General features: G+C 39.5%; 14 protein-coding genes and 2 pseudogenes. 5 read left to right on the top strand and 11 right to left on the bottom strand.

Features of this window, described 5'->3' with window-relative positions; genetic code table 11:
• On the bottom strand, positions 1-528 hold the full coding sequence (locus AAEZ00_RS16760) for a VspR family transcription factor (protein WP_351089164.1): 528 nt from the start codon (positions 526-528) through the stop codon (positions 1-3).
• Between the two features lie 220 nt (positions 529-748).
• Here AAEZ00_RS16760 and AAEZ00_RS16755 point away from each other — a divergent pair, with 220 nt between their 5' ends.
• A complete protein-coding gene (locus AAEZ00_RS16755) occupies positions 749-1,060 on the top strand; it encodes a helix-turn-helix domain-containing protein (protein WP_351089162.1) in 312 nt (103 codons plus the stop codon).
• Between the two features lie 61 nt (positions 1,061-1,121).
• Here the strand turns inward: AAEZ00_RS16755 and AAEZ00_RS16750 are convergent, their stop codons facing one another.
• From AAEZ00_RS16750 to AAEZ00_RS16725, 6 genes are all read right to left on the bottom strand, one after another.
• Positions 1,122-2,195: a patatin-like phospholipase family protein gene (locus AAEZ00_RS16750; RefSeq protein WP_351089160.1), complete on the bottom strand. Its 1,074-nt coding sequence runs from the start codon at positions 2,193-2,195 to the stop codon at positions 1,122-1,124.
• On the bottom strand, positions 2,192-3,085 hold the full coding sequence (locus AAEZ00_RS16745; protein ID WP_351089158.1) for a diguanylate cyclase regulator RdcB family protein: 894 nt from the start codon (positions 3,083-3,085) through the stop codon (positions 2,192-2,194). The genes AAEZ00_RS16750 and AAEZ00_RS16745 overlap by 4 nt, the downstream gene beginning before the upstream one ends.
• A complete protein-coding gene (locus AAEZ00_RS16740; protein WP_351089156.1) occupies positions 3,072-5,471 on the bottom strand; it encodes a dynamin family protein in 2,400 nt (799 codons plus the stop codon). The genes AAEZ00_RS16745 and AAEZ00_RS16740 overlap by 14 nt, the downstream gene beginning before the upstream one ends.
• Before the next feature lie 130 nt (positions 5,472-5,601).
• Complete coding sequence (locus AAEZ00_RS16735) at positions 5,602-9,294, bottom strand: DEAD/DEAH box helicase family protein (protein ID WP_351089154.1); 3,693 nt, start codon at positions 9,292-9,294, stop codon at positions 5,602-5,604.
• Between the two features lie 18 nt (positions 9,295-9,312).
• On the bottom strand, positions 9,313-10,548 hold the full coding sequence (locus tag AAEZ00_RS16730) for a restriction endonuclease subunit S (protein ID WP_351089152.1): 1,236 nt from the start codon (positions 10,546-10,548) through the stop codon (positions 9,313-9,315).
• Positions 10,548-12,155, bottom strand: coding sequence for a type I restriction-modification system subunit M (locus AAEZ00_RS16725; RefSeq protein WP_351089150.1), 1,608 nt, complete (start codon positions 12,153-12,155; stop codon positions 10,548-10,550). Before AAEZ00_RS16725 ends, AAEZ00_RS16730 begins: the two co-directional genes overlap by 1 nt.
• 261 nt (positions 12,156-12,416) lie before the next feature.
• On the opposite strand from AAEZ00_RS16725, the gene AAEZ00_RS16720 reads away from it, so the two are divergent.
• From AAEZ00_RS16720 to cas6f, 4 genes are read left to right on the top strand one after another with little or no spacing between them, the layout of a single operon-like run.
• Positions 12,417-13,652, top strand: a complete 1,236-nt coding sequence (locus AAEZ00_RS16720) for a TniQ family protein (RefSeq protein ID WP_351089148.1) — start codon at positions 12,417-12,419, stop codon at positions 13,650-13,652.
• Entirely contained in the window at positions 13,646-15,751 is a 2,106-nt protein-coding gene (locus AAEZ00_RS16715; RefSeq protein WP_351089146.1) for a type I-F CRISPR-associated protein Csy2, read from the top strand. Before AAEZ00_RS16720 ends, AAEZ00_RS16715 begins: the two co-directional genes overlap by 7 nt.
• 9 nt (positions 15,752-15,760) lie before the next feature.
• Positions 15,761-16,816 carry a type I-F CRISPR-associated protein Csy3 gene (gene csy3 / locus AAEZ00_RS16710; protein WP_351089144.1) on the top strand — a complete coding sequence of 352 codons (1,056 nt, stop codon included), beginning with the start codon at positions 15,761-15,763 and terminating at the stop codon, positions 16,814-16,816.
• A 1-nt stretch (position 16,817) separates the two neighbouring features.
• Positions 16,818-17,444, top strand: a complete 627-nt coding sequence (gene cas6f, locus AAEZ00_RS16705) for a type I-F CRISPR-associated endoribonuclease Cas6/Csy4 (RefSeq protein WP_351089142.1) — start codon at positions 16,818-16,820, stop codon at positions 17,442-17,444.
• Between the two features lie 359 nt (positions 17,445-17,803).
• Here the strand turns inward: cas6f and AAEZ00_RS16700 are convergent, their stop codons facing one another.
• The 4 genes and pseudogenes from AAEZ00_RS16700 to AAEZ00_RS16685 form a co-directional block, all read right to left on the bottom strand.
• Positions 17,804-18,760 (bottom strand): metallophosphoesterase, encoded by a 957-nt coding sequence (locus AAEZ00_RS16700; RefSeq protein WP_351089140.1) that lies wholly within the window; start codon positions 18,758-18,760, stop codon positions 17,804-17,806.
• A gap of 106 nt (positions 18,761-18,866) precedes the next feature.
• Positions 18,867-19,304: a hypothetical protein gene (locus AAEZ00_RS16695; protein WP_351089138.1), complete on the bottom strand. Its 438-nt coding sequence runs from the start codon at positions 19,302-19,304 to the stop codon at positions 18,867-18,869.
• Between the two features lie 564 nt (positions 19,305-19,868).
• A pseudogene (locus AAEZ00_RS16690) lies at positions 19,869-20,690 on the bottom strand (IS4 family transposase); the annotation flags it as partial.
• A 408-nt stretch (positions 20,691-21,098) separates the two neighbouring features.
• Positions 21,099-21,537, bottom strand: a pseudogene (locus AAEZ00_RS16685) (ISAs1 family transposase); the annotation flags it as partial.

Below are 21,537 nucleotides of genomic sequence, written 5' to 3'. Positions count from 1 at the left end.
TTAACTGGCCTCTAAACTGTTTATAAAAACTTCAATAGCATTGATCTTGCCAAACATCGTTGAACTTTGGTTTTTAGCCTGCATATAGCGAGGGTAAAGTGTCGTTTTAGCTTCCGGATAATCATTAATAAGCCTTTTAAACTCTTCAGCTTCACCAATCAGCCCAAGTAGATCTATCTGGTATTGATTAAGTGTTGCTTTTAGTTCATTTGAATTTGTCATGCTTGTTTTTACTTCGCTCGGATAAATAACTTCAGACTTAGATTTACTGTCACTAAGGCGGCTTTCATCAAATTGTGCTGTTTTTGAAAACATTACTTTTTTACCTACAGCTACTTTTTCGAAAAACTGATACCGACACAATTTATTGAGTGTTCTATGAACTAATTGAGCAGCTTGTTTGTTTTTTGAGGCCGGACAAGCATCCAGAAACAAATTTTTTAGCTCAACTGCACTAATTTGTTGTAATTTTTTATCCATCAAAATGTTAAGGATAACTTCATTTATGCTGATAACAGATACTGTCACGTTAACTACCAATTTATAATAATTTCAATAAGTAAAGAGTTCATCCAAGGTGTTTTTTTGTGACATTCCATTGTTACTTCTTCATGGCAATAGCTTAACTTTTTGTTTGAATCTAAAAACTTGACAATTAGATACAAAAAGCTAAGGATTCCTTAGTATACCTCAAGGCAAAAAACTAAGACAATCTAAGTTATCTGGAATTAATAATAAAAATGAACTCGTGTCAGAAAAACAGATTAACCCATTGCCGCATAGGCTTAAGCAGGCAAGAAAGGCTAAGGGTATTAGCCAAAAGCAACTTGGTATCCAATTGGGTATGGAACCCGGTACGGCAAGCGCGCGCATGAATCATTATGAAAAGGGCAAGCACACCCCTGACTACACCACCTTAAAGGCCATGGCCGATGAGCTAGGTGTACCTGTGGCTTACTTTTTTTGTGAATCAGAAAGCACAGCTGAGTTGCTGTGCTTACTTGAAAAGATGAGTGAAGAAGAAAGGGCTTTATTATTACAGAAAATTAAGACAGATTGATTTAGAAATAAAGAAACTATGGCTGTTTATATCTATTAGATTGGTCTTTGATAATTCTCTATCAACATTTGCTTTTCATTGTGTTTAAAGCCGACATTGAGTCAGAGAGTCGTCTATCGACAGCTTCACTAGCTTTATCGCTTTCTATAAGCAACTGTTTCGAAGACTTTAGATTATGCCTAGATTCGCTTAGTTCCAACACTTTTGTCACACAAGCTTTAGCATCAACATAACCTTGCTCCATCCATGAGTTTATTTTCTCACAGTTAAAGCCAAGAATATCTTTCACGGCCCCTGTAGTTCCTTTATCTCGGCCAAGTGAAGTTTGAGGGCGAATTTCCAAAATGGTTGTATCTGGGAAATCATGACGACTCCACAACGAGCCATCATTTAAGTGATTTACAATCAACATATTACAACCGGCATCTATTAGTGGTTGAATAGGCGTATTACCATGTTGTTTGCTCCATGATCCCTGGCCTCCATCGGTGTAAACAGCATCATCAATTCCTTGCTTACTAAATAAAATAGGAATAGACGCTGATGCCATTAACATTTTGTGCTGCTGCGCAAGTGGTAAACTTTGAAGGTGAAAATACTCTGAGTCAGGATTTTCAATAATTCCAAACTCAGCGCCAAGAATACCACTAATGTCCATTAGCAAGCCGCGACTTTTGAATACAGACACATAAAATGGTACACCTGTGCTTAATTTATCTAAACAGAGGTGTTTATCTAAAAGTTTTTTAAGCGGTTCATTGCTTAATATTGAAGGCTGCCAGCAGTCTTGCTCAGGGAAAAGGCATCTGGTTGCTTTCGGCAATCCAGCAAGCAGTCCTGCAAACATTGGATTGAAACGAACTCCTGCAGAAGCCAGGAAATAAGGATAGACCGAATACTTCATCTCAACTGGTGAGTTATCAGCGAGGTATCGCCAAATTTCTTCCAAATTAGCTATTCCATCATCGAAAGTATCGGCTGAAGCTAAAATCGCACCATTTAATGCACCAATGCTTGCACTAGAAATAGCATGTACTTCTATTTTTAGTTCTTTTAGTGCCTTCAATACACCAACCTGATAGGCTCCTTTTGCCCCCCCACCAGAAAGAACTAAACCTACTTTCATCGGGCTCATGACGCCTCCCGAAATACTTCATCCACTAAAGCATCAGAAAGTCGCTCTGCAGTACAGATCCTTGGAACGGCCATAGGCAATTCTTGGCTCCCCACAAACAAACTATTAATGAATGGTGCTGAGGTATTTTGGTAATCCTCGGCTAAATATTCAATCGCATATTGATAATCTTGGGTTAATAAACTCTCTGGACGTAGCCAACTCCGATAATCAACCCGAGTATTTTTGCAGAGCTCTGTATCCTCACGCATCTGAATCATCAGGCGATTACTTAAACCATCCAACATTCTATCCAACTGATGATGTTCAGCTGTTCGGATTAATCTGCCATAGTCGCCCCAATTCAGTTCTTCTAAAGCTGCATAAGCTCGTCCTGCAACAGGTAGATGCTGGAAGTGCCCTGCAGCCCATTGATTAAATACATAGCTAACCTGTTGTGCTGCGGATGCTTCTAACTCTACTCTAGCTAGCCGTTGCTCTAATTGGAAAAAACGTTCTGAAAACTGGCTGTTTAATTGCTCCAGAGTTGTTCGTGTATTAACTGCAAAATCAGCTATATCTGCAACATTAGTGGACAGATCGTTCAATCTATTAGTAACTTTGCTAATAGCTTTAAAGCCCAGTGCCACACTATTGTTTAAATCAGTCAACATGATTAACTGAGACTCAGCTATTTTGATGATACTTGAGTTCACTTCATGTTGGCGTTGCCAGTTTTGCCCTGTTGCTCCACTATATAAGCGTTGAAAAAAGCTTTTTTGAGTGCGCTGGATACGTTCATGATCCTGGGCCACCGTAATGTTATTGGCAAAATCGACCACAAACTTTTCTGGTACGGCAGATAATATCTGACAAACATCACTATTCAGTTTTATGTTATCTTCCATCATTGCCTTCCTTGCTTTGGGAGTGGACAAGTAATCCCCCCACATCTTCAACTAGTCCTTCACTATCTATATGTATAAGGTGAGCTTGCTTGCTATGTTTGTCTAGCCAAGACATTAACTCTTCCTGTTCATTCTTTGATTTTTGATGATCGGCAACACTTTGCAGTAAATCCTGACGAATGCTCTCTATGATGTGACTTAATTCACTGAATAGCTTTTTGACTTCTAGCTTGAGGGGAGAAATAATCTCCTGAACCACATTTTCTGACGTTTCTTTTAGATTTTTTTTCAATACCTTGCTAATATTTTTGCGAATTTTTTCAATATCGATTTCAAAGTATTTTTCTTCTCTTTGATAGCTCTCCCACCCCCAATCATCGGTATTGAACCAGCGACATACTGTCCCCCAACCACCACTTTGTCGGCGCTGTCTAGTAACCGTTTTTGATTTTTCTTGTACATCACTTAAATCTGCATTACTAAGCAAATCTATTGAGCGAAGGATGTGGATATCAGGCATGCGGATATCAAGCTTGAAGTTATTACTCTCTAGGTTGTGTTGAATACTATTAAGTAACTTTTCGCAGTCACTTTTAACTTGATTGTTCAGATAAAGTTCAAAGGCACTAATTGCGTTTTTCAGGATCGGCAATTGGTTTGCTGTTGAATCACTTGCAATCGTATCCAAACTTTTACGTATTTTGTTAAGTAATTCTTTAGCATCATCTGCACTATCAAACTGTATCTTTGGGCTGTTTGGATCAAAGTCCTTATTTCCAGTATTGCCTTCTGCCTGAACAAACAAATGCTGGAATATACCTGTAGTTTTTTTAGCTTTAGTTTTCGATTTTTTAGCTTCAGCCTGAGTCTTTTCTTTTTCTTTTCCTTCTTTAAAGTAAAAGCTAATATTGCTCATAACCTTTTTTTCAATATTTGAAAATACATCGATATAAGACTGTTCAAGATCGTCGGCAGAGCTTTGTAACTTCTGATTTGTCTGCTTTGTTAAGTAGGTTAAACGTTCTATATCATGATTCAGGTTACTAATAAGCCCATTCAGCTCATCTGTACTTGTTCTTAAACCAGTATTACGAAGCTCTAAAAAGTTTTCCAAATCTCGAGCAGTATGATCAAGCTTACTTGCTGCAGCTGTTAACGACAGCACTCCTGCTTTTTTGTAGGAGTTCTGAATCACATGTTGTAAAGGCAATTCAAAGCCTGCTTTTTTCCATATCCCATCAGCCTTTTTTAGTACACTATCGCTATCAACTATATCGTCTAGCCAATCTTCACCAAACGCGATTTTACCAAAATCCTCTACCCAAGATTGCTTGATATCTAAGCTCTGGTTTAGTTTAACCTCCATCTTTGCTCGTGATGCTAAATAAGCACGACTTGCTGATACTGGATATACAGCTTCGTGTGCGACTGCTCCCGCCATTAAATTCTCAGCCACATAGTGTTGAATTTGTTCTGCAGAATCAGCATTGCGGTCTCGCTGATCAAATTTGTTAACTAAAACAAATAAGCGATCGCCACAAGTTTCAGCAATATCTTGAAGTTCTTTCCTTACAACACCATCAGCATCTGATTTTAACTGGGTATAGTCCAACACCGCGAGGATCGCGGAAGCTTTTTTAAGTTGGTCACGTAACATTGGTTTTAAATGTTCCTGACCAGCCTCATTTGGACCTGGTGTGTCTAGCAATGTTAATTTACCAACCTGCTCGGTGTAATTGCTTAAATGAGAGAACTCAATCTCAATAACAGGTAGCTCATCAATTTTGTTATAATGTGCGAAGGGAAAATCGGTATTCGATACAACACTGAAACGAACTAAGTCGTTCAACATTTTCAGAAACTCATAAATATTTTCTTTACCAATATATTCCTTTTCAAAAGGCTTTCCACTTTCAATATGGCGTATCACGGGCTCCATATCTTCTTGATTTTCTATGCCAAATTTTGACTTACCCAAGCCTGACTGAAGTGTCTGTAAATATGCATTTAATGGCTGGTTATTTTGAAGATGTAAAATAGGCTCTTTCTGGCCAACAACATGTCGAATTAATGTTGGTAGTGCCGTCATCGGTCTATTTCGATTGGGCAAAATCTCTGTACCTACGATTGCGTTAATAGTGGTGGATTTACCTGCTTTCATCGTTCCCACTACCGCAATTACTAATTCTTGATTTTCTAGCTTAATTTTTTCTCCTTGTAATACTTCAACCCGATGCTTAACAGACGTTTGATCAAAAGTCTGTTTCTCTGCTTGCTGTGGCATTATCAAACCTGGAACATGATCCAGCTCAGCTAAAAAATTGGATTCAATATTGATAAGCCTAATAGCTTCTTTTTGTAACAATTCAAAATTATGTCGATGCACCATTCGTTCCTTGTTTTAAATTAATCGCATTAAACTGCATTGAAATATTACTAGTAAATATAGTGAGATCTCTTCCTTGTCTACAATCAAACCAAACTAGTCTAATTGATTTAATTAAATAATTTATTAAGTTCTAAGCCGTCATCGGCTCATCAGTAACACTTGCATTGGCATTCACTTTCCTGATCACCCCAAACAGCTCGACCACTTTACCTTCGTCAAAAAAGCCGTAGGCGCTTTCGCCGTGAAAATCGGTAAATGGTGGTTCAAATATTTGTGCCATATCAAGTATGCCGTTGTGTGCAAGATAATCGATGACTTGGTTCACAAAGTTAATTTGTTCCGCGTTGTATACGCCAGCGTCTAAAAAGCTGCTGAAGGCTTTTTTAGCTGCATTTAAGTCAAGTCCTACTAACTGACGAATAAACGTGCCTAAGGGCTTCTCTTGCAGTATTTGGGCATGATAAACATCAATGTCACTCATTCCACTGGCTTCAAGCAATAAACCATCGAGTACGTCTAAGTCCGATTGAGTAATGGGCATATTACGTTTGAGCTTTTGAATGGTTAACTGGTCTTGATGATCTTTAATGTACAGCTCAATTTTTTTACGATACTGAGCTAAGTCCATGGTTGGGCTTTGATAAACGCTGGTCACATCATCAACGCCTTGCACATCATCAATAAAATTGGTGTAAACCACTTCTTTTTTGTCTTTGTCTAAGGCGAACATTAAATTGCGTAAACGCTTACGAATGTCTTCTAGTGTGACTAGATGGATGTCTTGCCAAAACTCATGGGTTTGTATGTCTTGAATAAGCTGTAATTGAGCTTGTATCGCTGGAATGGTTGATTTGGCTTCAAGCTGCTGAGCAAACTCCATCACCCGTAATCGAGATTGCTCAGGCACCATACCTTTTTCAAGCAAAGCCAGTTGCATGGTCAAAATAATATTATCAAAACGGTTAGATAAGTTATTGGGTTGCTCATCTTGATTAAAGGCTTCTGCCTCCGTGGGTAATACAGATACATGGCTTTCTAGCTCAGTAAACTTAGTGTCATCAATATTGTTCCAATAAGTGCGCTCTAAAAACGGTTCAACCGCTTGGCGCTTGGGGCGAACAATAAAGTTATCTAGGTTCATACCGGTCACTTGATGATGCAACATATCAAGCTGATAGGTATTTAACCCACGTAATAAATCACAATCTTCTGGGTATTTGTCTTGGTAACTTTCATCTTGCAGGCGATGGTTAAGCAAGGTACTCAGCTTTACCCGCTTTTCGAACACTTGTTGAGTCACCGGTTGAGCAACACTTACGGGTAAACCTTCGGGATTGGCGTCAAAGTATTCAAAGTTCTGGCAATAATCGAATACTTTAAAGGTGGTTTTATGGTCATTCGGGCCAAATAAATCGGGGCATAAGCGAGTACCACGGCCAATCATTTGGGTAAATTTTACCTTAGAGCGGATAACCTTAAAAAACACCAGGTTCACCACTTCTGGCACGTCAATACCGGTGTCGAGCATGTCTACCGATATCGCAATGCGGCAAGTCGGGTTTTTCGGGTCAAAGTCTTTACGATCGTTTTCATCACCGCCAAATTCATCAATTAAACTTTGGGCATAGGTTTCTTTAAAGGTAATAACCCGAGCCAGCTTACCTGCCCACTTGGGGTAGTTCTTGTTAAACACGGTTTCTAAAAATACTGCATGGTCGTTGTTAGTCGCAAATATAATGGTTTTACCAATCACATCGCCGCCTTCAACATGAATGCCGCCAAGTAAATCTTTACTCATTAGCTGGGCGAACATTTTTTCTGCGGTATCTTCGTTGAACAAGAATTTATTTAACTCTGACGATAAAACCTCTTCACGATCCTCAAGCTCTGTTTTGCTTTCCCACTCTAATTGCTCATCTTTCGACAACTCTTTGTATTTAATGCCATCGCGCAAGAATTTAGTTTTAACGGTTATCTTAGTCGGTGGTACTAGGTACTTTTCGGCATAGGCGCTGACATCTTCATAAGCGTAAGTCGGCATGCCTTTTTGTAAGTCAAAAATGCTATAAGTGTCTTTTTCAACTTCATCTTTTGGGGTAGCGGTTAAGCCAACTAATAAACCATCGAAGTATTCAAAAATTTGACGATACTTTGAATACACAGAGCGATGCGCCTCATCGACAATAATTAAATCAAAATGCCCTACACCGAATGGTCGCTCATCGGCACCACGGTCGAGTAGGTTTTTCATTGTGGGGTAAGTGGCAAAATACAAGCGGCTTTCAATGCTGTCTTTACTCTGGCCTGAGCTTAAAATAGAGCAGCTTACACGCGGCAACTGTTTAACAAAGTTCTTTTTCGCTTGGGTTAATAAGGCGTTGCGGTCGGCTAAAAACACGATGTTTTTAATCCAATCGTTTTTAACCAGTAAATCCACCAAGCTAATTACTGTACGGGTTTTACCTGTGCCAGTAGCCATCACTAACAGCGCTTTGCGCTGATGCTCTAATTCAAAATCTTGCAAAATATGGGTTATAGCCGCTTTTTGATAATGGCGGTTAGTGATGTTGTTATCGATGTCGAGGTTTGTTGTTTCAACATGGTCAGTGCCATTGCTCGTGGTAAAAAATGCTTTGCGATCTTTACGTCGCTTTATCATTAACTCAAGTTCTGCCTTGGTATAAAAACCTTGTACCTTACGTGGAGGATAAAAATAATCATCCCACAGGCGGGTTTCGTAACCGTTGCTGTAAAATATTACAGGGCGCACGCCACATTGTTTTTGTAAGCAATCTGCATACAGTTTGGCTTGCTGTTGGCCATCTTCTGGGCGGCGGCTAGTGCGCTTAGCCTCTACTACTGCCAGCGCAGTACCATCATCGCCCCACAGCACATAATCAACATAGCCATTACCATTCGGGTTAGCACTCGATACTGGCATGGTGGTGACCTTATATTCTCGGTCACGTTCATGGCTTAATGGCCAACCAGCCTCATGCAACAAGGTATCGATAAGGTAATCACGGGTTTCAGTCTCATTGTAATCATGGGGGTCTAGCTGAACCTCGGCGCTTTGCTTCGCCTTAGCAATTTGCTCAAGTAAGGCAGTATTAGCCGCTTTTAATGCGGCGTTATCATTTAACTGTTGCTGGTATTCTTGGCGTTTAACATTGTCCGTTTCAGCCAGCTGTTTTTCTAGCTCTTGTACCCGCTTAATGCTACTCATCGCTTTGGCTACTAGCGTGGCATCAATGGCGAGTTTTTGCGGAATTAACGCTTCATCAAACGGTTTTACGCTAAATGTTTGTCTATCTAACTCTGGGGTGTAGGTGCGCACCAGCCAGTACAATACATGGTGCAGCTCTTTTACCGTTTGTAATGCATCACGCTGTGGCGGGGCACTTCTGCCGTGTACGGCTTCGTTACCGATTTTAATAATCAGTTTCAGCTTAGGGAATAAATTACTGCTGAGGTTTTGCTTAAAGCCTTGCTCATGAATCAACGACATTAACGTCGCGTCATGCCGTGGGCGTGTTAGCCAGTTGTCGATGTCAAATACGGTTTCAACCATTAACTCCAATGCATTACGGGCATAAAAACCTGCAATACGTGGGTCACTTTTGATGTTAGCCTCAGCGTTTTTAGCGCGTAATTGTATTTCAGCACAATTTGCTGAATACAAGTCATTAGATGACCCGCTTGCAATCGCCACATCCATAAAGTCGAAATTGCTAACGCCAAAAGTGCTGCCGCCATGAGCAAAACCCTGTTCGTCTGTTGGGCAGCCTTGAGCGTCTGTTGAAACGTTAGCAGTATTTGACATGTAAGTTCCTTTTACATCTTATTGAGTTTTAGCGTTATCGAGGTTTAGTTCGCCGTTGAACGCTTTTTGCATTAGGGCGTTGAAGGCGTCTTGAGTAAATAAACTAATTTGTTTATTACGCTCAGTTTCATCTCTTAATTTTAAATAGATCCGTTCAAATTTCAGTTGAAGATTTAGAGGCGGCAATATAACCGGTAATGTTTTAAGTTTACCTTTTGATATATTTTTCATAGAACCACCTGAGCCCGATGAAAGCTTGCTGATTTCCTTACGCATACCTTTTTCGCTCAAAAGTTGCCAAATGAACACCGGGGATATGTCATTATTATCATTCCAGATAAAACGCCACAATTTATCTGGTAAAACTAACCCATCGTGCTTATCAAAAACCATCGTTGTTGCACCAACTAAATCCGTTGTATTTGCCCGACTGAATAAAAGGTCGTTAATTTTCACGAAATGATCTTCTGGCGGTTCATAATCATTTGGTAAAGGTTTTACTTCTTCAGGCTTAAAGGTGCCTGAAGTTACAGCACTTATTTTCAATACTTTATGTCTGTATTTACTAAATTGATCATCTGCAGCAACTAGACTTTTTCCACCAAAAAAATCTTTAACGATTGTTTTTAAAGGTAGTTTCTTCCATCCTTTCGGATTAGTCACCGGGTCACCAAACATATCAATAAACACTGACTGGGTGAGGCGGTTTAGTTCTTGCTCCATTTGCTGGCAGTCTTTACGCAGTTGGTCGGATTTTTCTAACACCGCCGCAATTTGCTTTTGGGTTTCAAGTGGTGGGAGTGGGATTTGAAGTTGTAGAAATCTAACTCTATCTAAGTTAGAAATGTTAGTTGTCTGTTTTCCCAGATGCCTAATACTATCTTGGGTTTTATCCATAGATAAAAAACGGAAAAGATAATCGGGATCGACCAAATCAGCTTTAGGTCTTAGCATTGAAATGAAACCACCGATTGTTGATTTGTAGCGAGTTTTATTTACTCGTACACATTTACCAACTAAATCCCAACTATTAGCAGATGATATTAAAATATCGCCCTTTTGCACATATAATTCATCACGTTTAACAAAACTCGAAGGTACTGCTAGCAAGTCCCTTTCATCAAGCTCTTTTTGAATGTTTTTTGTTCGTAAACAAACAACAGACCCATCAGTCCCAGCATCCACTTTATCATCAGGTTTAAAAGTTATACCTCGATAAAAAGTCAAAATTGAATCTAAAGAAACCAAATTCATCACAACAGTTTCTCCAACTCACTTACACCGTTCACCATTTGTGCTTGCAGGGTTTTAATCCGCCCTAATATCACTTTGGGTGAGTCATATTGCACTTCTTCGTACACGACTTCTTTGTATCGATTGAGACTTAAATCGCAGTCGTTGGCAGTAATGCTCGCCACTGGCACCATAAAGCTTTGCTCGGTGGTTTTGCGGCTGTGCTCAGGGCTAGCAAGGTTTGGCGTACCATCAGGATTGGTCAGGCTGATAAAACGAGCAATGATATCGGCAATGTTGCTTTGCTCATGAGTAGCCGTTTCGCCATCCTTAAACAGAGGTGTACGTTTGTCATCCAGCGAGAAACCATCAGCAAGCATGTCGTAAAACCACACTTTGTCGGTGCCGCCTGAGTTAGTTTTGGTGAAGATTAAAATCGCGGTGCTAACACCGGCATAAGGCTTAAACACCCCTGATGGCAATGATATAACCGCTTCAAGCTTTTGCTCGTTGATGATTTTTTCACGAATGCTTTTGTGCGATTTAGTTGAGCCAAACAAAACTCCGTCTGGCACGATCACCGCTGCACGGCCACCGACTTTTAGCATGCGTAAAATTAGGGCTAAAAACAGTAACTCAGACTTTTCGGTTGGGCCTTTGACTTTGACTTCGACTTGAGTCTCGTTACCGTTTTCATCAATTTCGGTTTTGTATTTTGCCGCAGCTTTTTTGGCAGCAGGGTTTTTACCTAATGCGCGCAGTAAATCAGGGGCGACAATGTCAAAATCAACCGAGCCTTTAAACGGCGGGTTGGCCAATATAAGGTTGTAGGCTTCACTGATATTGGCATCGCCTTGGTCTTGTAAGCTGTCGCGATACAGTACGCTTGGGTTTTCAATGCCGTGCAGCAGCATGTTCATCGCGCCAATACGCAGCATGCTTTTATCAAAGTCGAACCCCGTAAACATAGCATTATTCACATGTTTACGGTTTTCTGGCTTGTTAACGTCTTGCTTATAGTGGCTTTCAACGTATTCAAGCGCCGCCATTAAAAATCCGCAAGTGCCTGACGATGGATCACAAATGGTGTCACCCAGTTTTGGCTGCATTAGCTCAACCATCATTTGAATGATGTTGCGCGGAGTACGGAACTGGCCGTTGACACCCGATTGTTGCAATTTACTGAGCAGGTATTCGTACAAGTCGCCTTTGGTGTCTTTGTCGTCCATATTGATGGCGCTAAGCAATTGCACTACTTGGTCGAGTAACTTAGGTGACGGGATCATGAAGATGGCGTCTTTCATGTGTTCGGCAAAGCTGCCTTCGTTATGCAGGGTTTTGATTTTAGGAAACACCTGATTTTGGACTATATCCATCATCACGTCAGGGTCTTTGTCTTTAAAGCTATTCCAGCGCAGCGCTTGCTCATCAGGGCCAAAGGTCGGATTGGCGATAGGAATACCCGTGGCTTGCGAACGACGCTCAGCGGTACGTTGTAGCTCGTCTAAACGGCGAATAAATAACAGATAAGATATCTGCTCAATAACCGAGATAGGATTGGCGACGCCGCCGGTCCAAAACATAGTCCACACTTGGTCGATTTGATTACGTATTTTACCTGTTAACATTTAATCTCTCTTGGGTATTAAATAGTACACATCAAGCTTTTAGCGGTAATGTGTACATGAGCTTTGCTATATATCTAGCTTGAGCCCTTAAAATTTGGTTTTATCTTATCAGCTAATGTGCAGTAAGTTATCGTTTTAAGTCAAGTTTTCGGTTGAATTAGTCATACTATCTTTAGTGATATAAACATATCTTAAGAGTTTCTTGTAATTTTAGAAAAAGGCCTATAAATTAAGCTAAGAATTCCTTAGTTTTGGTGTGGTATGGCTTTTCTATTTTCACCTAAATCTCGTGCGTTTAAAGATGAATCGCTGGAAAGTTACTTGCTACGTGTTGTGGCAGAGAACTTTTTTGATGCTTATGAGCAGCTCAGTCTAGCAATACGTGAAGAACTTCATGAGCTTGATTTTGAGGCCCATGGTGCGTTCCCTGTCGATTTAAAACGCCTTAATGTTTACCACGCCAAACACAATAGCCACTTTAGAATGCGAGCGTTGAGCTTGCTAGAAACCCTTCTTGATCTACCTCCACACGAACTACAAAAACTGGCCTTACTACGCTCGAATAGAACGTTCGTTGGCGGTATGTCGGCAGTGCACCGTAATGGTGTTGATATTCCGTTGAGCTTTATTCGTTACGCAGATGAGGAGGGTATTGAAAGTGTGCCGATTTGTCCTCAATGCATTAAAGAAGATCCTTATATTCGCCAGATTTGGCATTTGAAACCTATTAATGCATGTGCCAAGCATGAGTGTGAACTTCTTCATCAATGCCCTGAGTGTCAGTTGCCTATCAATTACATTGAGAACGAGTCCATTACTCACTGTGCTTGTGGCTTTGAGTTTGCTACTGCTCTTAGCGCGAAAGCTGATAACCAGGCGGTTTTATTGTCACGTAGCTTATTTGAAGGTGATGCTTTATCTAACAACCCTCTGTTATTTATGGGCACATCAGCGACTCATCGATTTGCTGCTTTGCTTTGGTTTTATAAGCGTCATGAAGTCTATTTTGAAGATCTAGCACATGCGTCTATAAGTTATTTTGAAAACTGGCCTATTGGATTTGATCAAGAATTAGATGAGATAAGTAAAGGTGCCGAGTTGGGACTAATTGACCTTTTTAATCGCACAGCATTTAAGTTTATTTTTGGTGATCTGATTTTAGACTCCCAGTGTTTATTGCCTGAGGGTAAAGAGCCACATTTTATCTATATTGGCTTAATGAAATACATTTGCAAGTTAGTTGAGTCGCATCCTAAGTCTAAAAAGCCTAATGTGGCTGATATGTTGGTGTCAGTGGCTGAAACGGCGGTGCTACTATCAACCACCCACGAACAAGTGTATCGACTCTATCAAGATGGGGTTTTGACTTCGGGCTATCGGCAAAAATTAAAGCAGCGTGTTGCCCCTCATATTGGGGTGTTTTATTTAAGACAAGTTATTGAGTACAAAAGTAGTTTTGGCTCAGATAGACAAGGAATGTACTTATCAGCATGGTAGATATTACTCATTTCAAACAGTTACTGGAAATTGACGATATTCAGGATCGTGATAATGCTCTGCGACGTGGATTTACAGCCTATACAGAACCATTAGATATCACTGGATATGAAAGTATTGCGCTTGTTATTTTACTTAACCTGACTTATTCGAGGAAATTAGTAGACGACTTGCTTGATAAAGTTTTAGCAAAGAAAACCCTGCAAAGTGAGTTTCACCTAGATCAATGTTTAAATGAAGTTTTATGGTTGCACACTCATAATCTTAAATATCCAGAGATAAGAGTCAGCAAGCAAAGATTGATTTTGCCATCACCGAGTTTAAATGCGGCAATATTGAGTAGTGCTAATTATGAGCAGACTTTGGGGTGGTCTCATGATAGTGCGAAAGTGAATTTTGCAAAGCTATTTGGTAGCCAGTTTGTTTGGCAGGGACAACTATGTTGCCTCGCGACCATATTAGCAGTGGCTCCGGCAGAGTGGAAAGTTGCTTTTCAAGCGCTTGGTTTAGCTGTTAAAAATTTCAATAATTTGTGTGGCAGGATTAAGGGATTACTTCCTAAAATAGAAAGCCCTGATAGTGTTGATAAGTTCTCTATTCAAGTCCGTATGCCTTATCGAGATAGTTATTTATCGATAACACCTGTGGTTAGTCATGTTTTGCAATCTGAGATACAAAAAGTGGCAATTGCAAAGCAATGTCGCTATACCAGCATCGGGTTTACCCGACCAGCGTCGGTTGGCGACTTAGCCGCCTCGCTTGGCGGCAATATTAAAGTATTAAATTACCCGCCAAGAATTTCTCAATCAGAGGCCGAACAAAATACTTCATGGTTGGTTAGAGTGCTTCGTGGTGAGTCAGTATTGAATAATAAGGTGTTATTTCAAAAAGACTTTACTGGAGCTCTGGCTGGTTTGTCGTCGGTTGGATTAGCCTTAGCGCTAAAGCAACGTCGACAGCAGAAGGTGGCAAGTATTAAACAAATACGATCTACTTTATCAGCTTGGTTAGTCCCATTGTTAGAACTGCGCTTAACTATTATCGAAAATAATGTATCTCTAGCTGAATTGTCAGAAATTAAAGGCTCTTTAGAGTACCGATTTCTAATAGCAGAAAATGAGCAGTTACTTGAGTTATTACCACTTTTGTTTAGCTTGTTAAATTCAGTGTTATCTCATTCTGTTGTTACAAGTAAGTATGCTTTTAATCAAAAGTTGATGAAGCCACTAAAAGAGTCTTTAAAATGGCTGTTAGTTAATATATCTCAAGAGTCTAATATTTTATCTGTTGATCTTGATGAAGATCTTCAGCATCGTTATTTATATTTGAAGGGCATACGCGTATTTGATGCTCAAGCTCTATCGAACCCATACTGCGTTGGTATTCCATCATTAACGGCAGTTTGGGGGATGATGCATAACTATCAACGACGTTTAAATGAAAGGTTGGGCACAACGCTACGAATGACATCATTCTCATGGTTTATCCGTCAGTGCTCATCTGTTACAGGCAAGAAACTACCCGAATATGGCATGCAAGGGCCGAAAGAAAATCAATTTAGAAGAGCTGGTATTTTAGATAATCGTTATTGCGACTTAGTGTTCGATCTCGTTATACATATTGATGGCTATGAAGAAGAGTTAACTGAACTTGATTCTTCTATCGGTATAATTCAAGCAAGCTTCCCTGCTAATTTTGCTGGAGGGGTGATGCATCCTCCTGAAATTGATAAGACCATTGATTGGTGCGCGTTATATCGCTCTGAAGCTTTTCTGTATTCTAAGCTGAGAAGATTACCTGCATCAGGAAAGTGGATTATGCCGACAAGGCATTCAATAAATAGCCTCGATGAGTTGTTAGTGCTATTGAAGCAAAATGTCTCGTTATGTCCGGTGATGATGGGCTATCTTTTGCTCGAAGCACCGCAAGCCAGGAAGCGGTCAATTGAGTTACAGCATTGCTATGCTGAATCAGCTATCGGTGTCGTAGATTGCACCACGGCAATTGATATTAGGTTGCAAGGAATGCATAATTTTTTTAGACGGGCATTTTGGATGCTTGATATAAAAGAGACCTCAATGCTGATGAAACGGATTTAAGGGAGTTTTATGGAGTTATGCAATGTTTTAAAATATGACCGTTCTTTATACCCAGGTAAGGCCGTTTTTTTCTATAAAACAAACGATAATGATTTTATTCCCCTTGAGGCTGAAATAAGCCGGATTCGTGGTCAGAAGGCTGGTTTTACTGAAGCGTTTACACCTCAATTTAAACCTAAAAACTTGGCACCTCAGGACTTGGCTTATTCTAATCCCTTGGTAATAGAAGATTGCTATGTTCCTCCGAATGTTGAATATCTTTATTGCCGTTTCTCTTTGAGAATTCAGGCTAATTCACTAAAGCCTGCTGGGTGTAGTGAACCTGAGATCTTTAATTTGCTAACGGATTTGGCCAAAAAATTCAAAGAGTGTGGTGGTTATAAAGAGCTTGCGACGAGATACTGCAAAAATTTGTTATTGGGTACTTGGTTATGGCGTAACCAAAATACAGGTGATACTCAGATTGAAATTAAAACGAGCTCGGGGAAATGTTATCAAATAGTAAACACTCGACAGCTTGCATGGGAAAGCGCTTGGCCTTCTGATGCACAGCAAGTTTTAGATGAATTAAGTGAAGAGATTTATCATGCTTTATCTGATAGCGCCATATTTTGGAATGCAGATATAACAGCCAGAATTCAAACTGCTTTTTGCCAGGAGGTCTATCCAAGTCAAGTTCTTAGCGAAAAGGCTGCAAATGGGGAAGCATCTAAGCAATTTTCTAAGGTTAAATGCATTGATGGTCGATTAGCTGTAAGTTTTAATTCGGTAAAAATCGGTGCAGCACTGCAATTGATTGATGATTGGTGGGACGATGATGTCGACAAGCGATTACGTGTTCATGAATACGGTGCAGACAATGAGGTAGGTATAGCGCGACGAACCCCTGAGTCTAAACGGAGTTTTTATTCTTTATTCGTTAATGCTGAACTTTATCAGAGTGAGCTTGCTAAGCAGATACACAGCACCGAAAACGCTATAAGTGATGATATTTATTATTTATTTGCTGTTTTGATAAAGGGCGGGATGTTCCAGAAAAAAGCTGAAGCTAAGAAGAAGGTATAGCATGGAACGGTATTACTTTATGTTGCGCTTTGTACCAAAAGAAGCAAACCTGGCTTTATTAACCGGACGCTGCATTTCAATCATGCATGGTTATATCTGTAAGTATGAAATTGAAGGTCTTGGAGTAAGCTTTCCTGCTTGGTCTGACGAATCGATTGGAAATGTCATCGCTTTTGTTCATAAGGATGCTGATGTTTTAAAAACTTTGAGGCAACAGTCTTATTTTAACGATATGAAAGAATGTGGCTTTTTTATGATTGGAGACGTTGAAACCGTTCCAAGTGATTGCGGTGAAATCAGATTTAAGCGTAACCAAGGCATTGCAAAAATGTTTGTTGGTGAGGCTAGACGGCGGTTAAAACGATTGGAACAAAGGGCGTTTGCAAGAGGGGAACTTTTTGAACCCAAAAAGAATAGCGAACCTCGAGAATTTGATGCTTTTCATCGAATCGCAATAAGCAGCCAAAGTAATAATCAAGATTACATACTTCATATTCAAAAATGTAGCGTAGATAAACAAGTTAAGGCAGTGTTTAATCGTTATGGTTTTGCAACTAATCAGAAGTTGAATGGCACGGTTCCTGACTTATCTGCGTTAATCGATAGCTTTAACCTTATTAATAAGTAGGGTTTGTAACGTATTGAAATTTAAATGTATTATTTTTTGTATTTTTTGATGGTATTTGATGATGTTTCATTTTTAATTATTGATTTTATGTAGTTATTTTTGGTATGTTCATTGTGACCTGCCGAATAGGCAGCTAAAGATTCGATGTATCGTCTTGCTTTTGCAATGCTTGCGTGACCTGCCGAATAGGCAGCTAAAGATGTTAGTGAAGTTCTCCCAATTAATCATGCTTTAGTATCTGCCGTATAGGCAGCAAAACCTCTTTTTACATTTATGGGAAGAGGTTTTTTATTTTAAAAGTTAGTTACACAAAATTATTTACAAGTTCTCGTAAATGCTAAATTGTACTGAATACAAATTTATTCGCTTGTAACGAAATGACTATCGAATAAGTAGCCATCTCCTTTAGTCCACTGGTATGCGACTTGATGGCCATTTTTAGCCACGCTGTAATCTAAACAGGCTACGTTTCTATGTTGTACTTCTGGTTTTCCCATTAGCCAATAATGTCCGATAAAAACGGGCTTTTGATTTTGGCCGTATAAATAGTGTTTAATTTTGTCTTGAGGAAATGGAATTGATGGTACTTTTGCTGAAGCGGGCACTAATGCATAGTCTTTATAGGTCTCGCCATCTTGCAACCACCACTTAACTCTTATTTCGTGCCTTTCCGCTCCACTTTTGTCTTTAAATTTTTCACCATTGGGCAAGGTGACTTCTACACCTTTTAATAGAACCTCAACGGCATCAAACTCATTTGTCCCTTTGGTGTTTGCATTCACATAAAATGCGTCAGATAACTCTGCTTTAACGGTGTTGTCGGGCATTAAGTAGTGTTTGATTTTATTAATTTCATAATCAGACCAGCAAGCATGTACAGCCCTAATCTCTGACAATTCTAAAAATAATGGTAAGGTTTTGAACCATTCGATAGCGATGAACATTTTATCGTTATGTTTTTTATATTCAGACAAAAATTCGATATGTTGCCCTATATTTTTTATAGAACGTTCCCTCAAAGGAAGTCCTGTGTCTGGGTGTTTTGTGTGGAAGGAAATAGCGTTAAATTCGTGATTACCCATAATGGCATAAGCTGCTTTATTTTCGACCATAGGCTTCACAATATCAATAACTTGCTGGTGTTCTGAACCGCCATCAATAAAGTCACCTAAAAAAATAACTTTTCGACTTAAGTGTGAATAATAACCTTGATCTGATTTTGTATATTCTAGTTTTATTAAAAGACTTTCTAACTTTGTTACATGCCCATGGATATCCCCAATAACATCATAATTTCCTTGGTCACATTGATACATTTTACTTATACCTCGTTGTAAATAATGAGCTCTGTTTGATATTCCTCATACGCTATAAATTCAATATCTATAACGAGTTTGTTAAAAATACTCTTATTTTATTCGTTTAACGATTTAACAGTTTATTAATAATGGCGACCATTTCATTGGTATTTTTATTTGTTAATACACTAATAAGTTGCTCAGCGTCACTATCGGATAAGTTATTCACAATAGAATGACACAGTTCAATCGAACTAGAATCTTCTTCCTTGCCGCCACTCCCTAAAGGAGAAATCCCGAGTTCAATACGTTTTTGATTCATTCTATCTGTATATTCCTGATTCATTGGGTTGATGCCTTTTTTACGCTCTTTAGCATCGACATTACTGTCATAAATAAAGTCATATTCTTCTGGAAATAATGTTGCGTGTAAATCATAAGCATCATTTTTAGGTTTTATATCAGCAAATGATTTATTAGACAACCCTTGTCTGTAAATGTTAATTTCTTCTGGATTCATGTCCTTTGTAGCTTCTTTAAATGATACTTTTTTGTTTGTCATCGTAAATAACTCCCTTATTTAAAATAAGACATTTATAATGTAAGGCTTTGTTGAGACTAGTAATATTGTTAAGTAAACTACAAACGATCTTCTTATACAAGGATATTAAATGAATTTCATTGTATTCTTCCGACAATTGAATCTCTGTTAGAACAAAATGCTATTAGTATTACGGGTGATCAAACTGTCTCTTGATCAGATCTTATAAGCTCTCGCCATCAGCAATCATTTCTTTAGTGACTCGGTAGCCTACAACATGAGACTGTAATGTACTGCAACCTTCCCAAACCACCTCCAGCTTGCGATATCTGCTCGTTTGATATCGGTAAAACCGCCCAGTTTTGCGATTGATTGATAAGCCCATTTCAGAATCGGTACTCCTTTATCTTTATGTCCTCTAGGCTTATTAAATCGCATTAACACCTTCCATTCATTTTCTTCGAGTACCGTGTAACAACGTTGAGTCTCCACTGCTTTGGCCTCCCCAACCAGCCCTTTTTTACGTAAATAATAAGGGATGGTGATGGCTTTTCTGAGTTGCAGTAAACGGACGCCGATAAAAGCTCAGATTGAAACCGCTCTTTCTAAGCTATTAGGCTCTGTCATTCTTTGTCGCTCCCGTTTTCCATGCTTTATGAAAATCCTCAATTGCCATCTTGCTGTGTAAATATCAATAATATGAAGTGCTTGAGTTAACGTATCGATTGGCTCTGTTGTTAATAACACCCAGCGTAGCGGCTCGGTCATGTTTTTTAATGTTTTTTCTTGAGCGTATACCACGTTTACTGGCTTAGTCTCACCTTTTGTTTTGAACGTAACCTGTGCCACTTTAATGGTTAGCTTGGCTTTTATTGCGACTCGGTTTACAGGCTTCCCTTTACTATTTTTTGTCCCTTTCTGGGCGATATCTATGTTGTATTCACCCAGTTCGGCTTGTGACTCAAGATATTCAAATAACGTAGAGTCAGTCTCTATCAGCACTCTAGAATGTTTCGCTCGAACAACGAAACGCTCATTATGCTTCTGTTTTTCTTGAATATAGCTCAATATATTTGCTTCTCTGTCACACACTGAAATGACTCGTGACATGATATCTCCCAAGCGTTGATGGCAGAAATAGGACGCTGCGGACCACTTACCACTTTCATTTTCGTCAGCATCTTCAAGGATATTAGGACGAAGCCAGTATTCTTGATGAATGAGCCCGATTGTCTGAGTAGTGAAGCTGTCTAATAGCAGGGTTGAATGAACCCACCAACCACGTGATTTATCTGTCGTCGTCCCCAGTTTATCAAGCTCTTGTGCTACTTGATGTTTGTAACTCAACGAAGTGGTGTCATCAATGGTTAATATCTCAGCATAGGGCTGGGCAAGCTCTGCTGTATGCTGAAAACCAGAAGCTCAAATCACTTCTGGAGAAATTGTGTCGTTACGGATCAATCGATAAGCCCTTTCAACTTGAGCTTCATTACCTTGACATGTTAATCCAGTCTGTAGCCAACAGCATACCTAGTGTTTGGGCTGCTCAGAATTACCTACGAAATGTGTTAATTCCAAAAGCTAAGAGTGACCAGATTCTATTGATTATGTGTCGCTCATCTCAATACTGGGAGCTTCGTTCATCACACGGGTCCGAAAATATAATTTTAAACAATGTTAGAAGTGGGTTTACTGAAAAAACAAAGGCTAAAGTTAACGATTGGCGAGAGAATAATGGGTGACTTTAATTTGCCGCTATAAATAGTAAAGGTTGTATAAGTGTCAGGGCTACCGCATGAGTGTTTAATTTTTAACCTAACCACTGAATCCAGCCTTTAATACTGCTTCAAGCATCGATGGATTCATCATGCATCGCTTTTGCTTTCCAACAATGCTTATCTTCGTCGGCTCTGCTCGTAACATATTCAAGCTCATATGACGCAGACATGATAGATTTTCCGCCCCGTGTGCGTTGTATATTTGACATGCATCCTCACTCATACTGACATCAAGCACCCAGTGCATCGATTCTATGCCCCAATGTTCTCGGACAGCTATCGCTGCTTGCTCAGCACTTAACTCCTTAGAACTAATGTAATAACGATACTCAAGTTCGATTGGTTTTCCTTTCTCAAGGCGACAACTTTCAACCATAACGATATTTTTTAGCCCTTTCTACTTTGAAAAGTCACCGAGTAAGTTTTTACTATCAATAACATAGCACTGTCGACACTCAGTACGTCCGTGACCGTGT

The organism is Shewanella sp. S1-49-MNA-CIBAN-0167 (genome assembly GCF_040310145.1).
Classification (GTDB): domain Bacteria; phylum Pseudomonadota; class Gammaproteobacteria; order Enterobacterales; family Shewanellaceae; genus Shewanella; species Shewanella psychromarinicola.
This window is presented reverse-complemented; position numbering and strand designations above follow the sequence as displayed.

What these genes read in the sequence shown, in the direction of transcription:
- AAEZ00_RS16700 (WP_351089140.1), bottom strand. Translation starts at nt 18,760, where the DNA reads ATGTATCAATGTGACCAAGGAAATTATGATGTTATTGGGGATATCCAT.
- AAEZ00_RS16745 (WP_351089158.1), bottom strand. Translation starts at nt 3,085, where the DNA reads ATGATGGAAGATAACATAAAACTGAATAGTGATGTTTGTCAGATATTA.
- cas6f (WP_351089142.1), top strand. Translation starts at nt 16,818, where the DNA reads ATGGAACGGTATTACTTTATGTTGCGCTTTGTACCAAAAGAAGCAAAC.
- AAEZ00_RS16735 (WP_351089154.1), bottom strand. Translation starts at nt 9,294, where the DNA reads ATGTCAAATACTGCTAACGTTTCAACAGACGCTCAAGGCTGCCCAACA.
- csy3 (WP_351089144.1), top strand. Translation starts at nt 15,761, where the DNA reads ATGGAGTTATGCAATGTTTTAAAATATGACCGTTCTTTATACCCAGGT.
- AAEZ00_RS16695 (WP_351089138.1), bottom strand. Translation starts at nt 19,304, where the DNA reads ATGACAAACAAAAAAGTATCATTTAAAGAAGCTACAAAGGACATGAAT.
- AAEZ00_RS16730 (WP_351089152.1), bottom strand. Translation starts at nt 10,548, where the DNA reads ATGAATTTGGTTTCTTTAGATTCAATTTTGACTTTTTATCGAGGTATA.
- AAEZ00_RS16715 (WP_351089146.1), top strand. Translation starts at nt 13,646, where the DNA reads ATGGTAGATATTACTCATTTCAAACAGTTACTGGAAATTGACGATATT.
- AAEZ00_RS16750 (WP_351089160.1), bottom strand. Translation starts at nt 2,195, where the DNA reads ATGAGCCCGATGAAAGTAGGTTTAGTTCTTTCTGGTGGGGGGGCAAAA.
- AAEZ00_RS16725 (WP_351089150.1), bottom strand. Translation starts at nt 12,155, where the DNA reads ATGTTAACAGGTAAAATACGTAATCAAATCGACCAAGTGTGGACTATG.
- AAEZ00_RS16720 (WP_351089148.1), top strand. Translation starts at nt 12,417, where the DNA reads ATGGCTTTTCTATTTTCACCTAAATCTCGTGCGTTTAAAGATGAATCG.
- AAEZ00_RS16740 (WP_351089156.1), bottom strand. Translation starts at nt 5,471, where the DNA reads ATGGTGCATCGACATAATTTTGAATTGTTACAAAAAGAAGCTATTAGG.